This window comes from Roseicyclus marinus (assembly GCF_030163795.1).
GTDB classification, from domain to species: Bacteria; Pseudomonadota; Alphaproteobacteria; order Rhodobacterales; family Rhodobacteraceae; genus Roseicyclus; species Roseicyclus marinus.
The window spans coordinates 264,442-286,932 of record NZ_JASJOF010000003.1; the positions used below are offsets into that span (position 1 = coordinate 264,442).

Genomic DNA, 22,491 nt, shown 5'->3' on the forward strand with positions numbered 1-22,491 from the left:
GCGTAGCGACAGATGCACGACAGGCGCGGGCGACGCGGACTTGAATAGGTCAGGACAGGTGACGGATATGGTGGCAAGAGCACGGCAGATGGGGGCAGTTGCGGTTTCCGCGCTGGTGTCCGGCTGCGCGCTTGCCATCTTTACGCTTTCTTCACCCGTTCCTGCTTTGGCACAGGCCGAACCGGAGCTGTTCCAGGTTCCACCCGGATGCACCGCCTTCCTGACGGTTCAGGCGCGGGGCTGCATGGTCAGCCATCACTGGACCTGCGAGGCCGATCCGCCCGGCACGCATTGGCGCGCCTCGCTGGACGAGGACAGCCCGTTCTACCTGAGCTTTACCGACGCCGAATTCCGCTGGCTGCAAAGCTGGGATCTGCGCGGCGGCGGAACATCGGTTCTGGTCGAGCCCGAGGAAGACCCCGCAAGCTTGACCGAATTGCTGGAAACCGGCAGCGACACCATGGTGTTCAGCACGGTCACCACGTCGAATTTCGGCACGTTTCAGCGCGATTATACCGGCTTTGATCGGCTGACCGGGGGCGAAATCATCGTCGATGGCCGCACGCTCGCCGTGACGGAATTTTCCTATCAATACCCGTCCGATGGCGGCACGCGCCGCGTTCAGGGCAACCAGTTCCTGCACGAAGGTTGGCGGTTGTTCTTCGGCGGTCTGGAAACCGTGACCGACGCCAGCGGCGAAAGCTTCGAATACAACAACAGCCCGATGGAATTCGCCGAACCCGGCGAACCGGGCTTTCTGACGCTGCAACCGATCTACGATTGCGGCGAGATGTTCAGCGGCTTGCCCCGCTCTGACCAATCGATTTCCGACCAGATTTTCCGGGTTCTCGCACCTCAGGCGCTACCCGGCCCGAACGGAGGGACTGACCATGACGACCTATGACGCCACCTGGGTTGCAGCCGAGGAAGCCAAGCGCGAGTGGATGGCCAACAACAGCCTGTACCGCGAGGAGGATGAACATTCCTCCTGCGGCGTGGGCCTCGTGGTTTCCATCGACGGCAAGCCGTCGCGCAAGGTCGTGGAAAACGGGATCAACGCGTTGAAGGCCGTCTGGCACCGCGGCGCGGTCGACGCCGATGGCAAGACGGGCGATGGCGCAGGGATCCATGTGCAGATCCCGGTTCAGTTCTTCTACGATCAGGTCCGCCGCACCGGGCATGAGCCGCGCAAGGACGAGTTGATGGCCGTGGGGCAGGTCTTTCTGCCGCGCACGAATTTCACCGCGCAAGAAACCTGCCGGACCATCGTGGAATCCGAAGTGCTGCGCATGGGCCACTACATCTACGGCTGGCGTCATGTGCCGGTGGATGTGTCGGTTCTGGGCGAAAAGGCCAACGCGACCCGCCCCGAGATCGAGCAGATCATCATCTCCAACGCCAAGGGCGTGGATGTGGAGACCTTCGAGCGCGAGCTTTACGTCATCCGCCGCCGGATCGAGAAAGCCGCGCAGGCCGCAGGCGTGAAAGAATTGTACCTGTGCAGCTTTTCCTGCCGGTCGATCATCTACAAGGGCATGATGCTGGCCCAAGACGTGGCCGAGTTCTATCCCGACCTCAAGGACGAGCGGTTCGAGAGCGCCTTCGCGATCTATCACCAGCGCTATTCGACCAACACCTTCCCCCAGTGGTGGTTGGCGCAGCCCTTCCGGATGCTGGCCCATAACGGCGAGATCAACACGCTCAAGGGCAACGTCAACTGGATGAAAAGCCACGAGATCCGCATGGCCTCCACCTATTTCGGGGAGATGGCCGAGGACATCAAGCCGATCATCCCGCAGGGGTCGAGCGATTCGGGCGCGCTGGATGCCGTGTTCGAGGTGCTGGTGCGCGCGGGCCGGATCGCGCCCATGGCCAAGACGATGCTGGTGCCCGAGGCCTGGTCGAACACCGCGACCGAACTGCCCAAGGCGTGGCAGGACATGTATTCCTACTGCAATTCCGTGATGGAGCCGTGGGACGGCCCCGCCGCGCTGGCCATGACCGATGGTCGCTGGGTCTGCGCGGGTCTGGACCGCAACGGTCTGCGCCCCATGCGCTATGTCGTGACCGGTGAGGGCATGCTGATCGCCGGGTCCGAGGCCGGGATGGTTCCGGTCAACGAGGCGACCGTGGTGGAAAAGGGCGCGCTTGGCCCAGGCCAGATGATCGCGGTCGACATGACCGAGGGCAAGCTGTTCCACGACACCGAGATGAAGGACAAGCTTGCGGCGTCCCGCCCGTTCGGGGATTGGGTCGGCAAGATCGTTGACCTTGCCGCCGAGACCGAAGGCGCGAGCGAAAAGACCCTGTTCGACGGCACCGACCTGCGCCGCCGCCAAGTCGCGGCGGGCTATACGCTCGAAGAGCTGGAACAGATCCTCGCCCCCATGGCCGAGGATGGCAAAGAGGCGCTGGCCTCCATGGGTGACGACACGCCGGCGGCGGTTCTGTCGAGCATCTACCGCCCGCTGTCGCATTATTTCCGCCAGAACTTCAGCCAGGTGACCAACCCGCCCATCGACAGCTTGCGGGAATACCGGGTGATGAGCCTCAAGACCCGGTTCGGCAACCTCAAGAACGTGCTGGACGAAGACAGCAGCCAGACCGAGATCCTCGTTCTGGAAAGCCCCTTCGTCGCCAATGCCCAATTCGAGGCGATGGTGCGCCATTTCAACGCCGAGCATGTCACAATCGACTGCACCTTCCCGGCGGGCGGCAAGCATGACGCGCTGCGCGAAGGGCTGGAGCGGATCCGCCACGAGGCCGAAGATGCCGTGCGGTCTGGCGCGGGCCACATCATCCTGACCGATCAGGGCCAGTCCGAGGATCGCGTGGCGATGCCGATGATCCTTGCGACCAGCGCGGTGCATTCGTGGCTGACGCGGCAGGGCTTGCGCACCTTCTGTTCGCTGAACGTCCGGTCGGCCGAATGCATCGACCCGCATTATTTCGCGGTCCTGGTGGGCTGTGGCGCAACGACGGTCAACGCCTACCTGGCGCAGGATTCGATTGCCGACCGGATCAACCGCGGCCTGATCGAGGGGACGCTGACGGAGGCCATGGCGCGCTATCGCGCCGCGGTCGATGCGGGCCTGCTCAAGATCATGTCGAAGATGGGGATTTCGGTGATTTCGTCCTATCGCGGCGGTCTGAACTTCGAGGCTGTGGGCCTGTCCCGCGCGATGGTCGCGGAATATTTCCCCGGTATGCTTAGCCGGATCTCCGGCATCGGCGTCAGCGGCCTTCAGAAAAAGGCCGAAGAAGTCCATGCCAAGGGTTTCGTGCGCGGCGAAGGCGTCTTGCCCATCGGCGGCTTCTACAAGGCGCGGCGGTCGGGCGAAAAGCACGCCTGGGAAGCGACCTCGATGCATATGCTGCAAGAGGCCTGCAACCGCGCGTCCTATAGCCTGTGGAAGCAGTATTCCGAGAAGATGCGGAGCAATCCGCCGATCCACCTGCGCGATCTCTTGGACATCAAGCCGCTTGGCGCGCCCGTGCCGATCGAGGAGGTGGAAAGCATCACCTCGATCCGCAAGCGGTTCGTGACGCCGGGCATGAGCCTTGGCGCGTTGTCGCCCGAGGCGCACAAGACGCTGAACGTGGCGATGAACCGGATCGGCGCGAAGTCGGACAGCGGCGAGGGCGGCGAAGATCCGGCGCATTTCGTGCCGGAACCCAATGGCGACAACCCCTCCGCCAAGATCAAGCAGGTGGCGTCGGGCCGCTTCGGCGTGACCGCCGAATACCTGAACCATTGCGAAGAGCTGGAGATCAAGGTCGCGCAAGGGGCCAAGCCCGGTGAGGGTGGCCAGCTGCCCGGCATGAAGGTGACGGAGCTGATCGCGCGTCTGCGTCATTCGACCAAGGGCGTGACGCTGATTTCGCCCCCGCCGCATCACGACATCTATTCGATCGAGGATCTGGCGCAGCTGATCTATGACCTCAAGCAGATCAACCCGCGCGCCAAGGTGACGGTGAAGCTGGTGGCATCGAGCGGTGTCGGCACGATCGCCGCCGGTGTCGCCAAGGCCAAGGCGGATATCATCCTGATCTCGGGCCACAACGGCGGCACGGGGGCCAGCCCCGCGACCTCGATCAAATACGCGGGTCTGCCGTGGGAAATGGGCCTGACCGAAGCGCATCAGGTTCTGGCGATGAACAACCTGCGCGACCGGATCACGCTGCGCACCGATGGCGGTCTGCGCACCGGGCGCGACATCGTCATGGCCGCGATGATGGGGGCCGAGGAATACGGGATCGGCACCGCCGCCCTGATCGCCATGGGCTGCATCATGGTGCGCCAGTGCCAGTCCAACACCTGCCCCGTGGGCGTTTGCACGCAAGATGAACGGCTGCGGGCCAAGTTCACCGGCAATGCGGACAAGGTGGTGAACCTGATCACCTTCTACGCGCAGGAGGTGCGAGAAATCCTCGCCTCCATCGGGGCGCGGAGCCTTGATGACGTGATCGGCCGCGCCGACCTGCTGACGCAGGTGTCGCGCGGGGCTGCGCATCTGGATGATCTGGATCTCAACCCGATGCTCATCACCGTCGATGGGGCGCAGAAGATCAAGTACGACCGCAACAAGCCGCGCAATGTCGTGCCCGATACGCTGGACGCACAGATCGTGGCCGATGCGAGCCGCTTCTTGCAGGATGGCGAAAAGATGCAGTTGTCCTATGCGGTGCAGAACACGCTGCGCACCATCGGGACCCGGACATCGAGCCATATCGTGCAGGCCTTCGGGATGCGCAACGCGCTGCAACCCGACCATCTGACGGTCAAGCTGCAGGGGTCGGCGGGGCAATCGCTGGGGGCCTTTGCCGCGCCGGGTCTGAAGCTGGAAGTGACGGGAGACAGCAACGACTATGTCGGCAAGGGTCTGTCGGGCGGCACCATCGTGGTGAAACCCGTGCAGGACAGCCCGCTGGTCGCGCATGAGAACGTCATCATCGGCAACACGGTCCTGTACGGGGCGACCGATGGCTACCTGTTCGCGGCGGGCCGCGCGGGCGAGCGTTTCGCCGTGCGCAATTCGGGCGCCAAGGTCGTGGTCGAGGGCTGCGGCTCCAACGGCTGCGAATACATGACTGGTGGGGTCGCGGTGATCCTCGGCCGCATCGGGGCCAATTTCGGCGCCGGAATGACCGGGGGCATGGCCTATCTGTACGATCCCGAAGGGATTGCGCGGGTGAACATGAACCTCGAGACGCTGGTGACCTGCCCGGTCACGGTGGCGCATTGGGAAAACCAGCTGAAGGGTCTGATCGAGGCGCATCTGCGCGAGACCGGATCGCGTCGTGCGGCAGACATCCTCCAGCATTGGGAGGTGGAGCGCGGCAACTTCATCCAGGTCTGCCCGAAAGAGATGCTGGACAAGCTGTCCCATCCCATCGCCCACGAGGCCGCTGCCGTTCCGGCGGAGTAACGGGGGCACTTTATCGGCCTTGCGGCCTTTTCGGCGGGGTCATCGCAGGGATGCGATGGCCCCGTCGCCGTTTCGGGGGATCAAGTTTCCAGCAATAACGCCCTGTGCAGGCAGATCTGCCTGCAAAAAGGCCTGTTGCAGGCCCGCTGACCAATTCACGCCGTGACGAAATCGGCCTTTGCGTAGCCCTGCACATACAACAGCGCGGTCAGGTCGCCGTGGTTGATCGCATGGGCGGCCTGCGCCTGCACCACGGGTTTGGCATGGACCGCCACCCCCAGGCCCGCGCGCGTCAACATGCCCAGATCATTCGCCCCGTCCCCGATGGCCAGAACATCGGCCTCGGTGATGCCGAGTTTCGCTGTCAGATCCTCCAGCGCCGCGACCTTGGCCTCGCGGCCAAGGATCGGTTCTGCCACCGTGCCGGTCAGTTTGCCCTGATCGACATGAAGCGTGTTGGCGCGGTGTTCCTGAAAGCCAAGCTTGTCCGCCACAGCGGCGGTGAAGGCCGTGAAACCACCCGAGACAAGCGCGGCATAGGCCCCGTTCGCGCGCATCGTGGCCACCAGCGTGGCGCCGCCCGGCATCATGGTGATGCGGCTGGCCAGAACCTCCGCGATCACGCCTTCCGGCAAACCCCTGAGCAGCGCGACGCGTTCCTTCAACGCCGCCTCGAAATCCAGTTCACCGTTCATCGCGCGCGCGGTGATGGCGGCGACCTTTTCCCCGATGCCCGCGGCGGCCGCCAGCTCGTCGATGCATTCCTGCTGGATCATGGTCGAATCCATGTCGGCCAGAAGCAGTTTCTTGCGGCGGCCCGCGCTGGGCTGGCAGACCAGATCGACCCCTTCGGCGGTCAGGCTGGCACGCATATCCTCAAGATTGCGCGGCGGCTTGAGCAGGGTGAACTCGGCAGCGCAATTGGGGTCGAGCCAGACCGCCGTTCCGCCGCCCAGCGCATCGCGCAGCGCGCGGACCAGCGCCGGTTCAAGGATCATCGCCGGGTTGGTGACAAGCGTCAGGGTGAACATCGCAGCCTCGGGGTCGGTTTTCGCGGCATAGACCATGAAGCGCCGTCGCTGGCCAGTGGCTTTGGCGGTTGGCAGGGCAGGGCGTGCTGCTATGTGTCGGGGCAGGTGGCGTGACGGGTGTCGGCATGAAACAGGCGATTTTGGCGGCGATCGCGGTGCTGTGCATCGCGCTGGGTCTTTGGGGGCTCGAGGCGCCGCGCGCAGGCCTCGAGATTTCGCATGACCGCGTGGGCGAGACGCCTGTCACCGTGATGCGACTGCCCGAAACGCAAGGCCCGGTCGTGGTGATCGCCCATGGCTTTGCCGGATCGCGGCAGTTGATGGCCGCATGGCAACTGAGTCTCGCACAGGCGGGGTTCATCACCGTCAGTTTCGATTTCGAGGGGCATGGCCGCAACCCGGTGCCGATGTCCGGCGATGTCAGCAGCATCGACGGAACAACCCGCCTGTTGATGGAAGAAACCGCGCGCGTCACCGATTACGCGGTCGGTCTGCCCGGTGCAGTGCCGCGCGTCGCGCTGGTGGGGCATTCCATGGCCTCCGACATCGTGGTGCGGCAGGGGCTGGCCGACCCACGGGTCGAGGCGATCGTGGGCATCTCGATCTTCAGCCAGGCGGTGACGGCGGAGGAACCGGCCAACCTGTTGATGCTGAACGGTCAATGGGAAGGCGCGTTGCGCGGCGAGGCGCAGCGCGTGATGGCCGATCTGGGCGCGGTCGAGGGGGAGACGGTCGGCACGCCGGGAGAGGGTTTCGCCCGCCGGGCCGAGGCTGTGCCCTTCGTCGAACATGTGGGGGTGCTTTATGCGCCCGCAGGCATTGCCGCGGGCATCGATTGGATCGGGGCGAGTTTCGGCATGGTGCCGCAGGCCGGGCCGGTCGCGCTTGGCCCCTGGATCGGGCTTGCCCTGTTCGGTGTGGTTCTTCTGGTCCTGCCTGCCGCGCTGCTCTTGCCCGAGGGGCCAGCGCCCTGGCATCCGGGGCGGCGGCTGTTCTGGGCGCTGGCGGTTCTGCCCGCGCTGGTCACGCCGGCCCTGCTCAGCCTGATCGAGACGCGGTTCCTGCCGGTTCTGGTCGCCGATTACCTTGCGTTGCATCTGGCGCTTTATGGCGCGTTGGTGCTGGCAGGCGCGGCATGGGCGGGTGGGCTGCCCGCGCGGCGGGGGCTCTGGCTGGGTCTGGGGCTGGCGCTTTACGGGATCGCCGTCTTCGGCGGGATCATGGACCGCTACGTGGGCAGTTTCGTGCCGCATCCGGGCAGGGTGGCGGTGATCGCCGCGATCCTGCCGGGGGCGGTTCTGGCGATGCTGGCCGATGCCGTGCTGTCGGAGGCCACGCGCGCCGCGCTGTGGCGGCGGGTGGTGGCGCGGGGGATGTTCCTGATATCGCTCGGCGTTGCGGTGGCGCTGGATTTCGAGCGGCTCTTTTTCCTCATCATCATCCTGCCGGTGATCGGGCTGTTCTATCTCAGCTACGGGATGATGGGTCGGTTCGTCGGCAAGCGCACCGGGTCGGTCGTGGCCATGGGCCTGGGGCTTGGCGTGATCCTGGGTTGGGCGCTGGGGGTCACCTTTCCGATGTTCGATCCCGGTCTGTGAGCGCGCGGGGGGCGCTGCCCCCGCCACGGCCGTTCCGGCCGCGTCTCCCCCGGAGTATTTCGGAAACGAAGACGCGATCAGGCGGCAAGCGCCGGGGCGCGATCCTTGAGGGGCGTTTCCCGGATCGGCAGGTGGACGATGGCCGAAAGCGCGCCGACCGCGACGCCGATCCACCAGACCGCCGTGTAATCGCCGTAGACATCGTAGAGCGCGCCGCCCAGCCAGACGCCAAGGAAACTGCCCAACTGGTGTGAAAAGAAGACCAGCCCGTAAAGCGTGCCCATGTAGCGCAGCCCGTAGATGTAGCCGACCAGCCCTGAGGTCAGCGGCACGGTCGCCAGCCACAGCGCGCCCATGACGAGCGAAAAGGCGATGACGGTTTCGGGCGTGATCGGGAAGAGGATGAACAGGCCCGCCGCCAGCGTCCGCCCCACGTAGATCCAGGCGAGAAGGTAGCGCTTGGGGAACCGGTTGCCGAGCCACCCGGCCGTGATCGTGCCCGCGATATTGGCCAGCCCGATCAGCGCGATGGCAAAGGCCCCCAGCGCCGAAGTGGTGGTGATCCCGATCCCCGCCAGCATCGAGCCGGGGTCGATGGGGCCGCACAACTCGGTCACGAAGGCCGGGAAATGCGCGGTGATGAAACCCAGTTGATAGCCGCAGGAGAAAAAGCCGATGAAGATGAGGGCAAAGGACGGATCGCGCACGGCCTTGCCCACGATCTGGCCCATCGTCTCCTCGATCTCGGCCTTGGTGGCGCGGGCGGGCGCGCGCAGGAGCGGCAGGGCGAAGAGCGCACACAGGATCATGCCCGCGAAGATCAGGAAGACCGTTTGCCACGGAAAGAGGCTCAACAACCCCTCGGCCAAGGGCGCACCGATGACCTGTCCCGCCGATCCGGCGGCAGTCGCGATGCCCAGCGTGACCGAACGGTGCCTGTCCGAAGCCGCGCGCCCGACGATGGCAAGGATCACGCCGAACCCCGTGCCCGCGATCCCGAAACCGACAAGAATCTCCAGCAACTGATGCTGGCCCGGCGTGATCGCATAGGCCGAGAACACCAGCCCCGCCGCATACAGCAACACGCCCAAAACGATGGCGCGCCGGTCGCCAAAGCGTTCCGCGATGGCGCCGAAGATCGGCTGCCCGATGCCCCAGGCCAGGTTCTGGATCGCGATGGCAAGGCTGAATTCCGCGCGCAGCCATCCGAATTCCTCGGCGATGGGGATCTGGAAGACGCCGAAACTGGCGCGGATGGCAAAGCCGATCATGATGATCAGGCATCCGCCGATCAGCACGGGTGTGAAAAGGCTGTCCTGTCGGGTCATCTGGCACGCATCCCCTGTCGCTGCGGGCAAGATGCACGGGGTGCGCGCAGCGTCAATTCAGGATGGGTGATGATCCTGACAACAGGTGCTTAACCCCGCGCGCGAATGGCTGTAGTCAGCCGCCCATGGGACAGCATCTGCAAGCGATCTACGACACCCGCGTGGCCGAGGGCCTGTTGCGCCCCGATCCCGCGCAGCGCGCGGCCTTGTTGCGGCTGGAGGATCTGCGCGCCCGGCTGGAAACTCTACCCAAGCCGAAAACGGGCCTTTTCGCGCGGTTCCGCAAAGCCGAACTGCCCGAGGGCAAGCAGGGTCTTTACCTTTGGGGCGGGGTCGGGCGCGGCAAATCCATGCTGATGGACCTGTTCTTTCAACACGCACCCACCGTGGAAAAGCGCCGCGTCCATTTCCACGCCTTCATGCAGGAGGTGCAGGCGGCGCTGCACGAGGCGCGCAAGACGGGCGTGGATGACGCGATCAAACCCGTGGCCGAGGGGATCGCCAAGAACCTCAAGCTCCTTTGTTTCGACGAGATGCAGATCACCGATATCGCCGATGCGATGATCGTGGGCCGCTTGTTCGAGAAACTGTTCGCCGCCGGTGTCGTGATCGTCACCACCTCCAACAGGCACCCGAAAGACCTCTACAAGGACGGCTTGAACCGGCAGCTGTTCCTGCCCTTCATCGCGCTTCTGGAGGATCGGCTGGAGGTTGATCAGCTCGAGGCGATGACCGATTACAGGCAGGATCGGCTGTCCGGCGCGCCGGTCTATTTCTCGCCGTTGGGGTCCGCCGCCACCGAGCGGATCAACGAGATCTGGCGCGATCTGACCGGCGGCCGGGAGGAGGAGCTGTGCCTCGAGGTCAAGGGCCGCGAGGTGCATCTGCCGCGCTACTGGGCGGGGATGGCGCGGGCATCGTTCTGGGATTTGTGCGGGCGGCCGCTTGGCCCGGCCGATTACCTTGCGCTTGTCGGCGCGGTGAAGCTGCTGGTGCTGGAAGGCATCCCGCGCCTCGACGTGACCAAGTTCAACGAGGCCAAACGCTTCGTCACGCTGATCGACGCGCTGTACGAGGGGCAAGTGCGCCTGATCTGCACCGCCGAGGATGTGCCGGAACGGCTCTATCTCGAAGGGGCGGGCAGTTTCGAGTTCGAACGCACCGCCAGCCGCTTGCGCGAGATGCAGGGCGCCGATTGGGGTGCCGGGCGCGACGCGCTGGGTGAATAGGCCGGCCCCCGATGGGGACCGGCCATATGGTCGTGATTACATCGACGACATCGAGACGGCGAAGCCGGTGATGCCGCCCATGCCCAGATCGGCCAGCATGGTGGCCGTGCCGGTGGCCAGATCGATGGCGTAAAGGCCGGCGCTGGCGCTGCCTTCCATCTGCAGAACGGCATAGGCCATGTCGGTGCCTTCCTCGGGCGACACGATGTCGAACCCGCCCATGCCGGACAGATCGGCGGCCATGCCATCGACGGTGACGGAAGCGATGGTCGCCAGCGTGCCGTCATTGTTGGCCAGCGTCACCAGCGCATCGGTTTCGGCATCCAGCGCATATTGCAGCGTGCCCGAAGCCTTCATGCCCGCGATGGCATTGGTATAGGCATTGGCGAAGATCATGGGCGTCGCGCCGACGTTGGCGTCGCCTTCTGCATAGGCCAGATCGGTGAAGCGGCGCAGCGAACCCGCGCGCTCGTCATTGTCGCCGAAACCTTCGGGGAAATAGACGAGGTTGTCACCGGCCGAGGACACGACGCGCACCGCGTCGATGGCGTTGTTGAAGTCGAAGCCGACCATCGCGCCTTCGGCGACCATCGCGCCTTCCATGATGGTTGCGCCCAGATCGGTCATCGCGCCGGACATCGGGTCGATCGTGTAGACCGCGCCGTTGGTGAAGCCCAGCAGGTCGCCGGTCACGGGGCGGTAGGCGATGGCATCGACCGGCATCGCGAGGTCATAGGCCATCACTTCGCCCGGCATCGACAGGTCGGCCATCACAAGCAGCGTGGATCCGTCATTGGCCAGCGCGTGGCCCATCAGGTTCATGTGGCTGTCGGCATGGGCGGGAAGCGCCAGCGCGGTCAGAAGTCCGGCGGTGGTGAGTGTGCGTCGGGTCATCACGTCATCCTTTCATGTCATCTCGTTCGGAACGGGCCGGTCTGCGACCCGTCATGCCCTGAGCCACGAAGGTGGAAGGCCCGAGGTTTCACCCCGGTCGAAAGAAAATTGTTTTCGACATGCGGAAAAATTCGGCGGCGCGATGAATTTCCATGCGTGTGGCGCGCAGGGTCCGGGCCGGGCCGCCGGGCCTGTCTTGACCGGATCGGGGCCGGGCGTAGCCTCGGCTGACCTCAAGCGTGGAGATCCCGATGCCGCACCGCCTTTCGCTCAAGCCTGCCCTGATCCTCGCCCTTCCCCTTGCCGGTTTCGCCGGACAGGCGATGGCGCATACCGGCCCGGGCAGCCATGCCGGTTTCGTCGGCGGCCTGATGCACCCGATGCTGGGATGGGATCACCTCGTTGCCATGCTGGCCGTCGGCCTTTGGGCCGCGACGCTGGGCGGGCGTGCGCTTTATGCGCTGCCGCTCGTCTTTCCCGTGGTGATGGCGCTGGGCGCGGCCATGGGGATCGCGGGCCTTGCCCTGCCGGGGGTCGAGGCCGGGATCGCCGCCTCGGGCGTGGTTCTGGGTCTCCTTGTCGCCTTCGGCCTGCGCGCGCCTCTGGCGGTCTCGGGTACGCTGGTCGGCGCCTTCGCCCTGTTCCACGGCCATGCCCACGGGACCGAGATGCCGGGGGGCTACGGCCCGCTGGCCTATGGCGCGGGCTTCGTCCTCGGGACGATGCTTCTGCACCTCGCGGGCCTCGGTCTTGGCCTTGCCGCGCGGTCGGGCGCGGGGCGTGTGGCCTTGCGCGGCACGGGTGGGCTCATTGCGCTTACCGGGGCCGGTTTCCTGCTCGGCGCGGTCTGAGGCGCGCCGCCCTCAACTGATCGGGATGGACGGGTCGCAATTCAGGCGCACGTCCATCCCATAGGCTTGCAGGGGCGTGAACGGATCGATGGAGCTTGCCTCGATCCAGGTGTTGTCGATGCAGACATCCTGCGCCCAGTTCCCGCCGTTGAAGCCAAAGCCCCCCTCGGCCCCGCAATCGTTGACCTCGCCATTGGCGTTCCATTCCTGGTAGGTCTGCTGGCTGCGGCTGCCCCCGGTCGGAAACATCAGGCTGCGGGTGTCGAAATGCAGTTCCCACGAGGTCTCGGGCGTCAGCATGTCCAGCGACCAGAAACCGATGGGCACGCCATCGCGGAACCCCTGGATGCGAAAGCCCGTCACCTGCGTCTCGTTGATGATGCCGGTATTCAGCAGCGCCTCGGGAAATTCGATCTGCCCTTCCATCGTATAGCCATTGGCCCCGATCCAGCAGAACTGGAACCGGGCGGTGGCCGCGGCGGGCTGCGCCGTCAGAAGGGCGATGGCGGCAAGGGCGAGAGCGGGTTTGGACATGGGGCAGAGGATGGCCGCGCCGCGCCGCGCGTCAAGGCCCCAAAGCGTGTTGCGCAAAAGTGGGAACCGGTTTTGCGCCCTCCGACCATGCGAAATCAAAGGGTGAGGCCGGGCGCGTGAATGCGGCTGAACGGGATACGGCCTAACCGTTTTGCTTCAGGATCTCACCGGCCAGATACAGCGATCCGCAGATCAGCACGCGCGCCTGCGGATCTTCGGCGGTGATGGCGGCAAGGGCTGCGCCGACGCTGTCGGCCTCCTCTGCCACCAACCCGGCGCGGCGCGCGGCGGCGGCGGTCTCCGCGGCGGGCAGGGTCGCGGCCTGACCGGGGATCGACACGGCCCGCAGGCTTTGCGCTACCCGGGCCAAGGGCCTCATGTAACCCGTCACATCCTTGGTGTTCAGCATCCCGCAGATCAGATGGGTGGGCCGCTTGGACAATCCTGCAAGCAGCGCTGCGATGGCATGGGCGGCATGCGGGTTGTGCCCGCCATCCAGCCACAGCTCCACCCCCGGCGCGGCCTCGACCAGCGGGCCATGGCGCAACCGCTGCATCCGCGCGGGCCAGGACACATCGGTCATCGCCGCCTCGCAGGCGGCCTCCCCCATGCCAAGCGCGCGCAGCGCGGCCAGCGCCATCCCCGCATTCTCGACCTGATGCGCGCCCAGAAGTGCGGGCATCGGCAGGTCCAAAAGCCCGGTTTCATCCTCGAAGACCAGCCGCCCGGCCTCGGTCCGGACATGCCAATGCTGGCCATAGGCGATGACAGGCGCGCCCAGACGCGCGGCCTGCGCCTCGATCACCTCGAGCGCGGCATCCTGCTGCCGCCCGACGATCACGGGCACGCCGCGCTTGATGATCCCGGCCTTTTCACCCGCGATCGCGGCCAAGGTGTCGCCAAGGTATTGCTGGTGGTCCATGTCCACGGGTGTGATCACGCACAGCGCGGGCCGCTCGACCACGTTGGTTGCATCCAGCCGCCCGCCAAGGCCCACCTCGAGCAGCGTGTAATCGGCGGGCGTTTCGGCAAAAGCGGCAAATCCCGCCGCTGTCGTGATCTCGAAAAAGGTGATGGGATCCGGCCCGTTGGCCGCAAGACAGCGGTTCAGGATATCGACCAGCCGCGCCTCGTCGATCAGATCGCCCGCGACCCGGATGCGTTCATTGAACCGCGCCAGATGCGGCGAAGTATAGGCGTGACAGCTCAGCCCAGCCCCCTCCAACCCGGCACGGATCATGGCCTGCGTCGATCCCTTGCCGTTGGTTCCCGCGACATGGATCACGGGCGGCAGGTGCCGCTCAGGGTGGTCCAGCGCTGCAAGGATGCGGTGCATCCGGTCCAGCGTCAGGTCGATGACCTTGGGATGCAGCGACATCATCCGGTCAAGGAGGATGCCCGAAGTGATCGCGCTCACGGCTGGACCGCGGCCTTTTCGGCAGGGGCCTTTTCGGGGCTGTCGGGCGCTGGCAGATCGCCGGCCACGGCGGGCGGCAGGCCCATCAGCATCCGGGTGATGGCGATCAGCTCGTCGCGCAATTGCGCGCGCGGCGTCACCCGGTCCAGCATCCCGTGATCCAGCAGGTATTCCGCGCGCTGGAACCCTTCGGGCAGCTTTTCCCGGATCGTCTGTTCGATCACGCGCGGCCCCGCGAAACAGATCAGGGCGTTGGGTTCGGCGATCTGGATATCGCCCAGCATCGCGTAGGAGGCCGTAACACCGCCCGTCGTCGGATGCGTCAGCACCACGATATAGGGCAGCCCCGCCTCCTTGAGCATTTGCACAGCCACGGTCGAGCGCGGCATCTGCATCAGCGACAGGATGCCCTCCTGCATCCGCGCGCCGCCAGCGGCCGAAAACAGGATCAGCGGTCGTTTCAGCGCCACGGCCCGTTCGCAGGCCGCGACGATCGCATTGCCGACATACATGCCCATGGATCCGCCCATGAAGCTGAAATCCTGCGCCGCCGCCACGATGGGGGTGCGCCCGATCTCGCCCTCGGCGACCAGCATCGCCTCGGTCTCCCCGGTCGATTTCTGCGCCGCGCGCAGGCGTTCGGGGTATTTCTTCTGGTCGCGGAATTTCAGCGGATCGTCGATGGGTTTGGGTACCGAAACCTCGGCAAAGACGCCGCCGTCGAACAGCGCCTCGAACCGCGCGCGGGGCGTGATCCCCATGTGATGACCGCAGCCGGTGCAGACGTTCAGCGCATCGGACAATTCGCGGTGGAACAGCATGGTTCCGCATTCGTCGCATTTGGTCCACAGATTCTCGGGCATCTCGCGACGCGAGAAGATCGAGTTGATCCGGGGCCGGACGTAATTGGTAATCCAGTTCATGCGGGGCTCCGCGCCATTCCGTGACAAAGGCTGAGATAAGCGAGCCGGGCGCAGGTTGCAATCGGATCGGGGGTTTTGCCGCTGATGCCTGCAAAGGGGGCTCTGCCCCCGCCACCCGTTCCGGGTGCCTCCCCCGGGATATTTACGAAACGGAGAAACGGGGCCGGGTCGCAAAGCGGATGACAAGCCAGATCGCCAGCGTTACGCCCATGCCCGTCACCAGCATCGGGCGCAGGTCGGCGGCGGGCACGCTGTCCATCGGCAGCGTATAGAGCGCAAGGCCCGACAGCGGGCCGTCGAGCGCGAGGAACAAGATCGCCACCGCGTTGTTGGCGAAATGAAACCCCCATGCCGCGCCGATCGTGCCCGTCCGCGCCGTCAGATCGGCGGCACACAGCGCAAAGAGGAACACCGCGCCCACCACGATCCAGGCGTTGTCCCCCATGACCCCCGGCTGGAAATGCAAGATCGCGAACAGCGCCGACGGCAGCACCATCCACACAAGCGGCGAGGCGAAACGTGCGGCCAGCTGCGTCTGGATGTAGCCCCGGAACAGGATTTCCTCGGCCCCGGTCTGCACAAGGATGCTGACCAGCGCGAGGGGCAGGAAGGCGGCCCAAAGCCCCGGCTGGAGGTTCGCCACCGGCACCAGCCCCGAGGGGATCAGCGCGGTCAACCCGTTCAACAGCGCGCAGACCAGCGCGGCGATGACGAAATGGCGCAGCAGCCGTGCCCAAGGCCCGAACAGCGTCGCCAGCTTGCGCCGGTGCAAAAGCCGCGCGGCGAGGATCGGGCCAAGGCCCATGCCTACAAAGGTGGACAGCACCAGAAGCGTCGCGGTCGGCGTCTCCGCGGTGGCCATGCGGGCCATCCATGTCGTCGCGCCATCGAACCCCGCGACGGCGACCAGCAGGCCGAAAATCACGCCGATTCCCAGCACATAGACAGCCGTGACCAGCACGAGCCCCGTGGCCAGTCGCCAAAGCGCGGCCTGTTGGCGTGCGGGGGCCACGAATTCCGCATGGGCGGCGTACTGCATCGATCCTGCCTTGATCCTGCCGTGTGCGGCTTTTGGTTGGGCACACTTTAGATGGGCAAAGCGGCGGCGGCAATCGCGCTTGTCTGGCCCGTCCCCCGCGTCTATTCCGGGGGGCAACGTGCCAGCCTTCACGCAGATACCAAAGGGAGAGCCCAAGCCATGTCGTCGGGCAAGCTAGACAAATCCAAACTTCCCAGCCGCCATGTGACCGAGGGGCCCGCACGCGCGCCGCACCGGTCCTATTTCTATGCGATGGGGCTGAATGACGAGGAAATCCACCAGCCCTTCGTCGGCGTCGCCACCTGCTGGAACGAGGCTGCGCCCTGCAACATCGCGCTCAGCCGTCAGGCGCAATCGGTCAAGGTCGGCGTGAAAAAGGCCGGCGGGACGCCGCGCGAATTCACCACCATCACCGTGACCGACGGCATCGCCATGGGTCACGAGGGGATGCGCTCCAGCCTCGCCTCTCGCGATGCGATCACCGACACCGTGGAACTGACGATGCGCGGCCATTGCTACGACGCGCTGGTGGGTCTGGCGGGCTGCGACAAGTCGCTGCCGGGCATGATGATGGCCATGGTGCGGCTCAACGTGCCCTCCGTCTTCATCTACGGCGGCTCGATCCTGCCGGGTCGGCTCGACGGCCGCGACATCACCGTGCAGGACGTGTTCGAGGCCGTGGGCCAGCATCAGGCCGGCAATCTCTCGGACGAGGCGCTGGCGATCATCGAACGCGTCGCCTGCCCCAGCGCAGGCGCCTGCGGCGGTCAGTTCACCGCCAACACCATGGCCTGCGTCTCCGAGGCGATTGGCCTTGCGCTGCCCAATTCCTCGGGCGCGCCCGCGCCCTATGAATCCCGCGACCAATACGGCATCGCCTCGGGCGAGGCGGTGATGAAGCTGCTCGCAACCGGCCTGCGCCCGCGCGATATCGTCACCCGCAAATCGCTGGAAAACGCGGCCCGCGTCGTGGCCTGCACCGGCGGTTCGACCAATGCGGGCCTGCACCTGCCTGCCATTGCGCACGAGGCCGGGATCGATTTCGACCTCTTCGATGTCTGCGAAATCTTCAAGGACACGCCCTATTTCGTCGACATGAAGCCCGGCGGCCAATACGTCGCCAAGGACCTCTACGAGGTGGGCGGCGTGCCCGTCGTGATGAAGGAATTGCGCAAGATCGGCCTGATCCACGAGGATTGCATGACCGTCACTGGCCGCACCATGGGTGAGGAACTCGACCTGATCGAGCACGAGGCCGACGGCAAGGTCATCCACCCCGCCGCAACCCCCATCACCCCCACGGGCGGCGTCGTGGGCCTCAAAGGCAATCTCGCCCCCGAAGGTGCCATCGTGAAGGTCGCGGGCATGGCCCCCGAGCAGCAGGTCTTCACCGGCCCCGCCCGCGTCTTCGAATGCGAGGAAGACGCTTTTGAGGCGGTCAAGACCCGCGCCTACAAGGAAGGTGAGGTCATCGTGATCCGCAACGAGGGTCCGCGCGGCGGCCCCGGTATGCGCGAAATGCTGGCCACCACCAGCGCGCTCTCGGGTCAGGGCATGGGCAAGAAGGTTGCGCTGATCACCGATGGCCGGTTCTCGGGCGCGACCCGCGGCTTCTGCGTCGGCCATGTCGGTCCCGAGGCGGCGGTTGGCGGCCCCATCGGCCTGCTGAAAGACGGCGACATGATCACCATCAACGCGATCACCGGCGAATTGTCCGTGGCGCTCTCCGAGGATGAGCTCGAGACCCGCCGCAAGGCATGGGCAGGCCCGCGCGAAACGATCTACGCCACCGGCGCGCTGTGGAAATACGCCCAGCTCGTCGGCCCCGCGGTCAAGGGCGCTGTCACCCATCCGGGGGGCACCCACGAGAAACATGTCTACGCCGACCTGTAATCCTCCAAGGCCTTGGCAGGCCGCCCGCGTGGCGGCCTGTCTTGCCGCCGTGGCGCTTCTGGCAGGTTGCGGCGGCGGCTTTCTCTGGGGCGGTGCCGAAGACGCCCCGACCGAGGTCGCGGTCACGCAGGATCTGATCGTCATCACCGGCCCCGAGGGCTATTGCGTCGATCCCACCGCCACCCGCAGCAGCGAGGATACGGGCTTTGTCCTGATGGGTAATTGCGCCGCCATCGCCAATTCCCGCCGCGTGGTGCAACCCGCCACCCCGGCCGTGCTGACCGCCGCCGTCGCCGCCCCCTCCGCAGGGGGGCGTCTCGCCGACAGCATGGGCGGCCTCGACGCGTTCTTCCGCTCCGAGGATGGTCTGCGTCTGGTCAGCCGCGCAGGCGATCCTTCCACTGTCACGATCCTCGAAACCCTGATCGATGGTGATGTCTTCCTCCTCAATGCCAGCGACAGCAGCGAAGGCGCGATCGAGGGCGTGCAGCCCGACTACTGGCGCGCCTATCTCGACATCGGCGACCGCCTTGCCACGCTGTCGGTCATCGCGCTCGAAGATCGCGCCCTGAGCCGGGAGGAAAGTCTCGAAACCCTGCGCGGCTTCGTCGCCGCGGTCCGGCAGGCCAATCTCGCTCCTGTCCCGCCCGGGGCCGTTCTGCCTCAGGGCGTGCCGATCGCGCCACTGGGCGAACCCGCCGCACCGGCGGCCGTGCCGCTCGACCCGCCGCCGCGCGCGATCCCGCCCGATGGCCGTCGCCTCTTTAACATCGGTATTTTTCGGCGCATCTTCGGGTAACGCGCCGACGGTCACGAGTAAGGTTTGTAATGGGAAATCAACGTCTCGGATTTCTGGATCGCTTCGGATTGTCCCGAACGCTTGGCCGGTGGACCCGCGCCATGCAGGCACCCGCCGTTTTGCCGGCGCGGGATCTTGCCAGTTTGCATAGCCAGATGCGCATGACGCGCGACCGCATCGACGGCCTTGCCGCGCAGGCGCAGCTTGCGTTGCTGCAACGCGCCGTGGCCGATGACGGCATCGACCGGCCCGATCAATGCGATTGGGCCGAACGTTCCGCACCGTGGCGCCACCGGGTTACACCGCGCGGGCAGGTCCGCCCCGGCTCGCCGCATCAGGTCGGCGGCGGCATGACCCTGTTCCACGACGCCGCCGAGGCGGACCTCGTGTTGCGGCAAGATCCCGCGCCGCCGGGTCTGCACGGCCCTCTGTTCGCCCTCGTCTTCGAGGTCTACCGCTTCGACGGATCCTTCCTCTCGCTGGTGCAGGACCTGCCCGAAACCGCCTTGCAGGGTCTGACGCGCAACCATTTCGTCTCCGTCCACCTGCGCATGACCCGCGAGCACCCGATCGAGGTCTATGCCCGCCTCAACGTGCAGCACGGCCCCAATCAGGAACAACTGGTCCGCCAGATCGCGTTCCGGGACGATATCGGGCGGGCCGAATTCGACCTCGCCTACACCAAGATCAACGAGAAACGCATCGAAAAGGCTTGGCTCGACCTGATCCTCGAAGGCCCCGAGATGAACCGTCTGGCGATCCTCGACATGGTCGTCCTGCGCGCCCCTCGGGCGGATATCTGAGAAAGGATGCCGATGACCGATCTGTCGCTCACCCGTGTCCGGTTGCAGGGCGGCCGCTACGAGGCGCTGCTCGATGCCGCCGCGCCGACCGCGATCGAAGCGGTCCATGACGGCAAGGTCATCGCGGTCGCGCGGCTCTCTCCCGAAGACAGCGCGCCGGGCCGGTTCCGCGTCGCCCTCGACCTGCCCGCCATCGTGATCGGCGAGGGCGTTCAGATCGTCACCATCCGCGCCGCGCAATCGGGCCACGTCCTCGACCGTGTCACCCTGATGTCTGGCGATCCGCTGGACGAGGATATCAGGGCCGAGCTGGCCCTGCTCCGCGACGAGCTGGAATTGCTCAAGCATGCGTTCCGCCGCCATTGTGCCGACACCACCGGCCGCTGACCGGATGCACCGATGACGCCGCGTTGCGCGTGACACAGGCGGTGTCTCCCGGTTAGCTGCCCGTCAACCGGTCACGCAGGGAGGGCAGCATGACCCACGCCACCTATCCGCATCTTCTGGCGCCGCTGGATCTGGGCTTCACCACGCTGAAAAACCGCGTGCTCATGGGCTCCATGCACACCGGGCTGGAGGAAAGCGGCGATTGGTCCCGCGTCGCGGCCTTCTACGCCGAACGTGCGCGTGGGCAGGTCGGGTTGATCGTGACGGGCGGCATGGCCCCCAACAGGGAGGGCGGCGTTTTCCCCGGTGCGGCGGGCCTCTTCACGCCGCAAGACATCGCCAATCACCGTATCGTCACCGATGCCGTCCATGCCGAGGGCGGCAAGATCGCGATGCAGATCCTCCATGCCGGGCGCTACGCCTATTCCCCTGATTGCGTCGGCCCCTCCCCGATCAAATCGCCCATCTCCCCCTTCCCGCCGCGCGAACTGGACGAGGCGGGGATCGAAAAACAGATCGCCGATATCGTCACTGCCGCCGCCCGCGCGCGCGAGGCCGGGTATGACGGGGTCGAGATCATGGGGTCCGAGGGGTATTTCCTCAACCAGTTCCTCGTGACCCACACGAACAAGCGCACCGACCGCTGGGGCGGCGCGTTCGAGAACCGGATGCGCCTGCCGGTCGAGGTGGTGCGCCGCGCCCGCGCCGCCGTCGGTCCCGATTTCATCATCATCTACCGCCTTTCGATGATCGACCTCGTGCCCGAGGGCTCGACCCATGACGAGGTGGTCCAACTGGCCCAGGCGATCGAGGCCGCGGGCGCCACGATCCTCAACACCGGCATCGGCTGGCACGAGGCACGCATCCCGACCATCGCCACCTCCGTCCCGCGCAAGGCCTTCGCCTGGGTCACGCAGAAACTGATGGGCAAGGTGGGCATCCCTGTCATCACCTCGAACCGCATCAACACGCCCGAGGTCGCCGAAGAGGTGCTGGCCACCGGCTGCGCCGACATGGTGTCGATGGCCCGCCCCTTCCTCGCCGATCCCGATTTCGTCGCCAAGGCGATGGCGGGGCAGGCAGACCGGATCGCGCCCTGCATCGCCTGCAATCAGGCTTGCCTCGATCATACCTTCTCGGGGCGTCTCACCTCCTGCCTCGTGAACCCCCGCGCCTGCCACGAGACCGAATTGCGCTACGATCCCGCGCCTGCGCCCAAACGCATCGCCGTGGTGGGGGCAGGCGCGGCAGGCATGGCCACCGCGATCACCGCCGCCGAACGCGGACATTCCGTGACGCTCTGGGACAAGGCGGCGCAGGTGGGCGGACAGCTCAACATGGCCAAGACCATTCCCGGCAAGGAAGAATTCGTGGGCCTCGTCGATTGGTTCGCCACGATGCTCCACCGCCACGGCATCGACCTGCGACTGGGAACTACGCCCTCCGTCGCGGACCTGTGCGGTTTCGACGAGGTGGTGATCGCCACGGGCGTCACCCCCCGCGACCCCGGCATTCCCGGTCAGGACGGCCCCAACGTGCTCTCCTATGTCGATGTGCTGGCGGGCAAGGCCACGGTCGGCTCCCGCGTCGCCGTGGTGGGCGCGGGCGGCATCGGTTTCGACATGGCCGAATTCCTCGTCCATGACGGCGACAGCCCCACCGAGGTACCCGAGCTTTGGCGCCGCGAATGGGGCGTCGCCGACCCCGCCCTCCATCGCGGCGGCCTCGCCCCCGAAGGCCCCCGGCCCGACGCCCCCGCCCGGCAGGTCGTTCTCTTGCAGCGCAAGGCCGAAAAGCCCGGCAAACGGCTGGGCAAGACCACCGGCTGGATCCACCGCGCCAGTCTCAAGATGAAAGGGGTCAAGATGGTCACGGGCGTCAATTACGAAAGGATCGACGCGCACGGCCTTCATGTCACCTTCGGCGCGGCGCGCGAAAACCCGACCTTGATCGAGGTCGACACCGTCATCCTCTGCGCGGGGCAAGAGGTGAACCGCAGCCTCGCCGATGCGCTCATGGACGAAGGCATCGCCTGCCATGTCATCGGCGGCGCGGATGTGGCCGCCGAGCTTGACGCCAAACGCGCCATCGATCAGGGCGCACGGCTGGCGGCGCGGTTCTAGGGGGCGCTGCCCCCGTCGCCTTTGGCGACTCCCCCGGAGTTTTTTGGCCAAGATGAAGGGGCAGATTGCCTCAAGGCGCACCCCGCGCCCGGCCTTGGCGGATTGGCTACCGCTGTGTCCGGGTCACGGGGCTTCTTCACCTTGGACGCCGAATCGCTCTCCAGCTATCGGCGCAGGCCCAATCTCGCCCGTTAACCTTAACGCGCGGTGAAC

General features: G+C 66.1%; 17 protein-coding genes. 10 read left to right on the forward strand and 7 right to left on the reverse strand.

Annotation, left to right across the window (positions count from 1 at the left end; genetic code table 11):
* Window positions 1-88: 88 nt before the first annotated feature.
* Both QQK63_RS06345 and gltB read left to right on the forward strand, forming a co-directional pair.
* Window positions 89-904: a hypothetical protein gene (locus QQK63_RS06345; RefSeq protein WP_277825580.1), complete on the forward strand. Its 816-nt coding sequence runs from the start codon at window positions 89-91 to the stop codon at window positions 902-904.
* A complete protein-coding gene (gene gltB / locus QQK63_RS06350) occupies window positions 891-5,429 on the forward strand; it encodes a glutamate synthase large subunit (RefSeq protein WP_277825582.1) in 4,539 nt (1,512 codons plus the stop codon). The genes QQK63_RS06345 and gltB overlap by 14 nt, the downstream gene beginning before the upstream one ends.
* A 155-nt stretch (window positions 5,430-5,584) precedes the next feature.
* On the opposite strand, the gene serB is transcribed toward gltB, so the two are convergent.
* Window positions 5,585-6,460 carry a phosphoserine phosphatase SerB gene (serB, locus tag QQK63_RS06355; protein WP_277825961.1) on the reverse strand — a complete coding sequence of 292 codons (876 nt, stop codon included), beginning with the start codon at window positions 6,458-6,460 and terminating at the stop codon, window positions 5,585-5,587.
* 125 nt (window positions 6,461-6,585) lie between these two features.
* On the opposite strand from serB, the gene QQK63_RS06360 reads away from it, so the two are divergent.
* Window positions 6,586-8,058, forward strand: a complete 1,473-nt coding sequence (locus QQK63_RS06360) for an alpha/beta hydrolase (RefSeq protein WP_277825584.1) — start codon at window positions 6,586-6,588, stop codon at window positions 8,056-8,058.
* Between the two features lie 77 nt (window positions 8,059-8,135).
* On the opposite strand, the gene QQK63_RS06365 is transcribed toward QQK63_RS06360, so the two are convergent.
* On the reverse strand, window positions 8,136-9,386 hold the full coding sequence (locus tag QQK63_RS06365; RefSeq protein WP_277825586.1) for an MFS transporter: 1,251 nt from the start codon (window positions 9,384-9,386) through the stop codon (window positions 8,136-8,138).
* 125 nt (window positions 9,387-9,511) lie between these two features.
* Here QQK63_RS06365 and zapE point away from each other — a divergent pair, with 125 nt between their 5' ends.
* Window positions 9,512-10,615 carry a cell division protein ZapE gene (gene zapE / locus QQK63_RS06370; RefSeq protein WP_277825588.1) on the forward strand — a complete coding sequence of 368 codons (1,104 nt, stop codon included), beginning with the start codon at window positions 9,512-9,514 and terminating at the stop codon, window positions 10,613-10,615.
* A 36-nt stretch (window positions 10,616-10,651) separates the two neighbouring features.
* Here the strand turns inward: zapE and QQK63_RS06375 are convergent, their stop codons facing one another.
* Window positions 10,652-11,509 (reverse strand): DUF4394 domain-containing protein, encoded by an 858-nt coding sequence (locus tag QQK63_RS06375; protein WP_277825590.1) that lies wholly within the window; start codon window positions 11,507-11,509, stop codon window positions 10,652-10,654.
* 251 nt (window positions 11,510-11,760) lie between these two features.
* Here QQK63_RS06375 and QQK63_RS06380 point away from each other — a divergent pair, with 251 nt between their 5' ends.
* On the forward strand, window positions 11,761-12,360 hold the full coding sequence (locus tag QQK63_RS06380) for a HupE/UreJ family protein (protein WP_277825592.1): 600 nt from the start codon (window positions 11,761-11,763) through the stop codon (window positions 12,358-12,360).
* Between the two features lie 12 nt (window positions 12,361-12,372).
* Here QQK63_RS06380 and QQK63_RS06385 read toward each other — a convergent pair whose 3' ends face one another.
* The 4 genes from QQK63_RS06385 to QQK63_RS06400 form a co-directional block, all read right to left on the reverse strand.
* The gene (locus QQK63_RS06385) at window positions 12,373-12,951 is read right to left on the reverse strand and encodes a hypothetical protein (protein WP_277825594.1); all 579 of its coding nucleotides are present in this window, start codon (window positions 12,949-12,951) and stop codon (window positions 12,373-12,375) included.
* A gap of 85 nt (window positions 12,952-13,036) precedes the next feature.
* Complete coding sequence (locus tag QQK63_RS06390; protein ID WP_377133998.1) at window positions 13,037-14,311, reverse strand: bifunctional folylpolyglutamate synthase/dihydrofolate synthase; 1,275 nt, start codon at window positions 14,309-14,311, stop codon at window positions 13,037-13,039.
* Window positions 14,308-15,234 carry an acetyl-CoA carboxylase, carboxyltransferase subunit beta gene (gene accD, locus QQK63_RS06395; protein ID WP_277825596.1) on the reverse strand — a complete coding sequence of 309 codons (927 nt, stop codon included), beginning with the start codon at window positions 15,232-15,234 and terminating at the stop codon, window positions 14,308-14,310. Before accD ends, QQK63_RS06390 begins: the two co-directional genes overlap by 4 nt.
* Before the next feature lie 142 nt (window positions 15,235-15,376).
* Window positions 15,377-16,273, reverse strand: a complete 897-nt coding sequence (locus QQK63_RS06400) for a CPBP family intramembrane glutamic endopeptidase (RefSeq protein WP_277825598.1) — start codon at window positions 16,271-16,273, stop codon at window positions 15,377-15,379.
* Window positions 16,274-16,432: 159 nt separating this feature from the next.
* Between QQK63_RS06400 and ilvD the strand changes: the two genes are divergently transcribed.
* From ilvD to QQK63_RS06425, 5 genes are all read left to right on the forward strand, one after another.
* Window positions 16,433-18,166 (forward strand): dihydroxy-acid dehydratase, encoded by a 1,734-nt coding sequence (ilvD, locus tag QQK63_RS06405; protein ID WP_277825600.1) that lies wholly within the window; start codon window positions 16,433-16,435, stop codon window positions 18,164-18,166.
* Window positions 18,147-18,965 carry a hypothetical protein gene (locus QQK63_RS06410; RefSeq protein ID WP_277825602.1) on the forward strand — a complete coding sequence of 273 codons (819 nt, stop codon included), beginning with the start codon at window positions 18,147-18,149 and terminating at the stop codon, window positions 18,963-18,965. Before ilvD ends, QQK63_RS06410 begins: the two co-directional genes overlap by 20 nt.
* Window positions 18,966-18,994: 29 nt before the next feature.
* Window positions 18,995-19,768, forward strand: a complete 774-nt coding sequence (locus tag QQK63_RS06415; protein WP_277825604.1) for a DUF6478 family protein — start codon at window positions 18,995-18,997, stop codon at window positions 19,766-19,768.
* A 12-nt stretch (window positions 19,769-19,780) separates the two neighbouring features.
* On the forward strand, window positions 19,781-20,155 hold the full coding sequence (locus QQK63_RS06420) for a hypothetical protein (RefSeq protein ID WP_277825606.1): 375 nt from the start codon (window positions 19,781-19,783) through the stop codon (window positions 20,153-20,155).
* A gap of 89 nt (window positions 20,156-20,244) precedes the next feature.
* Window positions 20,245-22,278 (forward strand): NADPH-dependent 2,4-dienoyl-CoA reductase, encoded by a 2,034-nt coding sequence (locus tag QQK63_RS06425; RefSeq protein WP_277825608.1) that lies wholly within the window; start codon window positions 20,245-20,247, stop codon window positions 22,276-22,278.
* The last annotated feature ends 213 nt before the right edge of the window (window positions 22,279-22,491 follow it).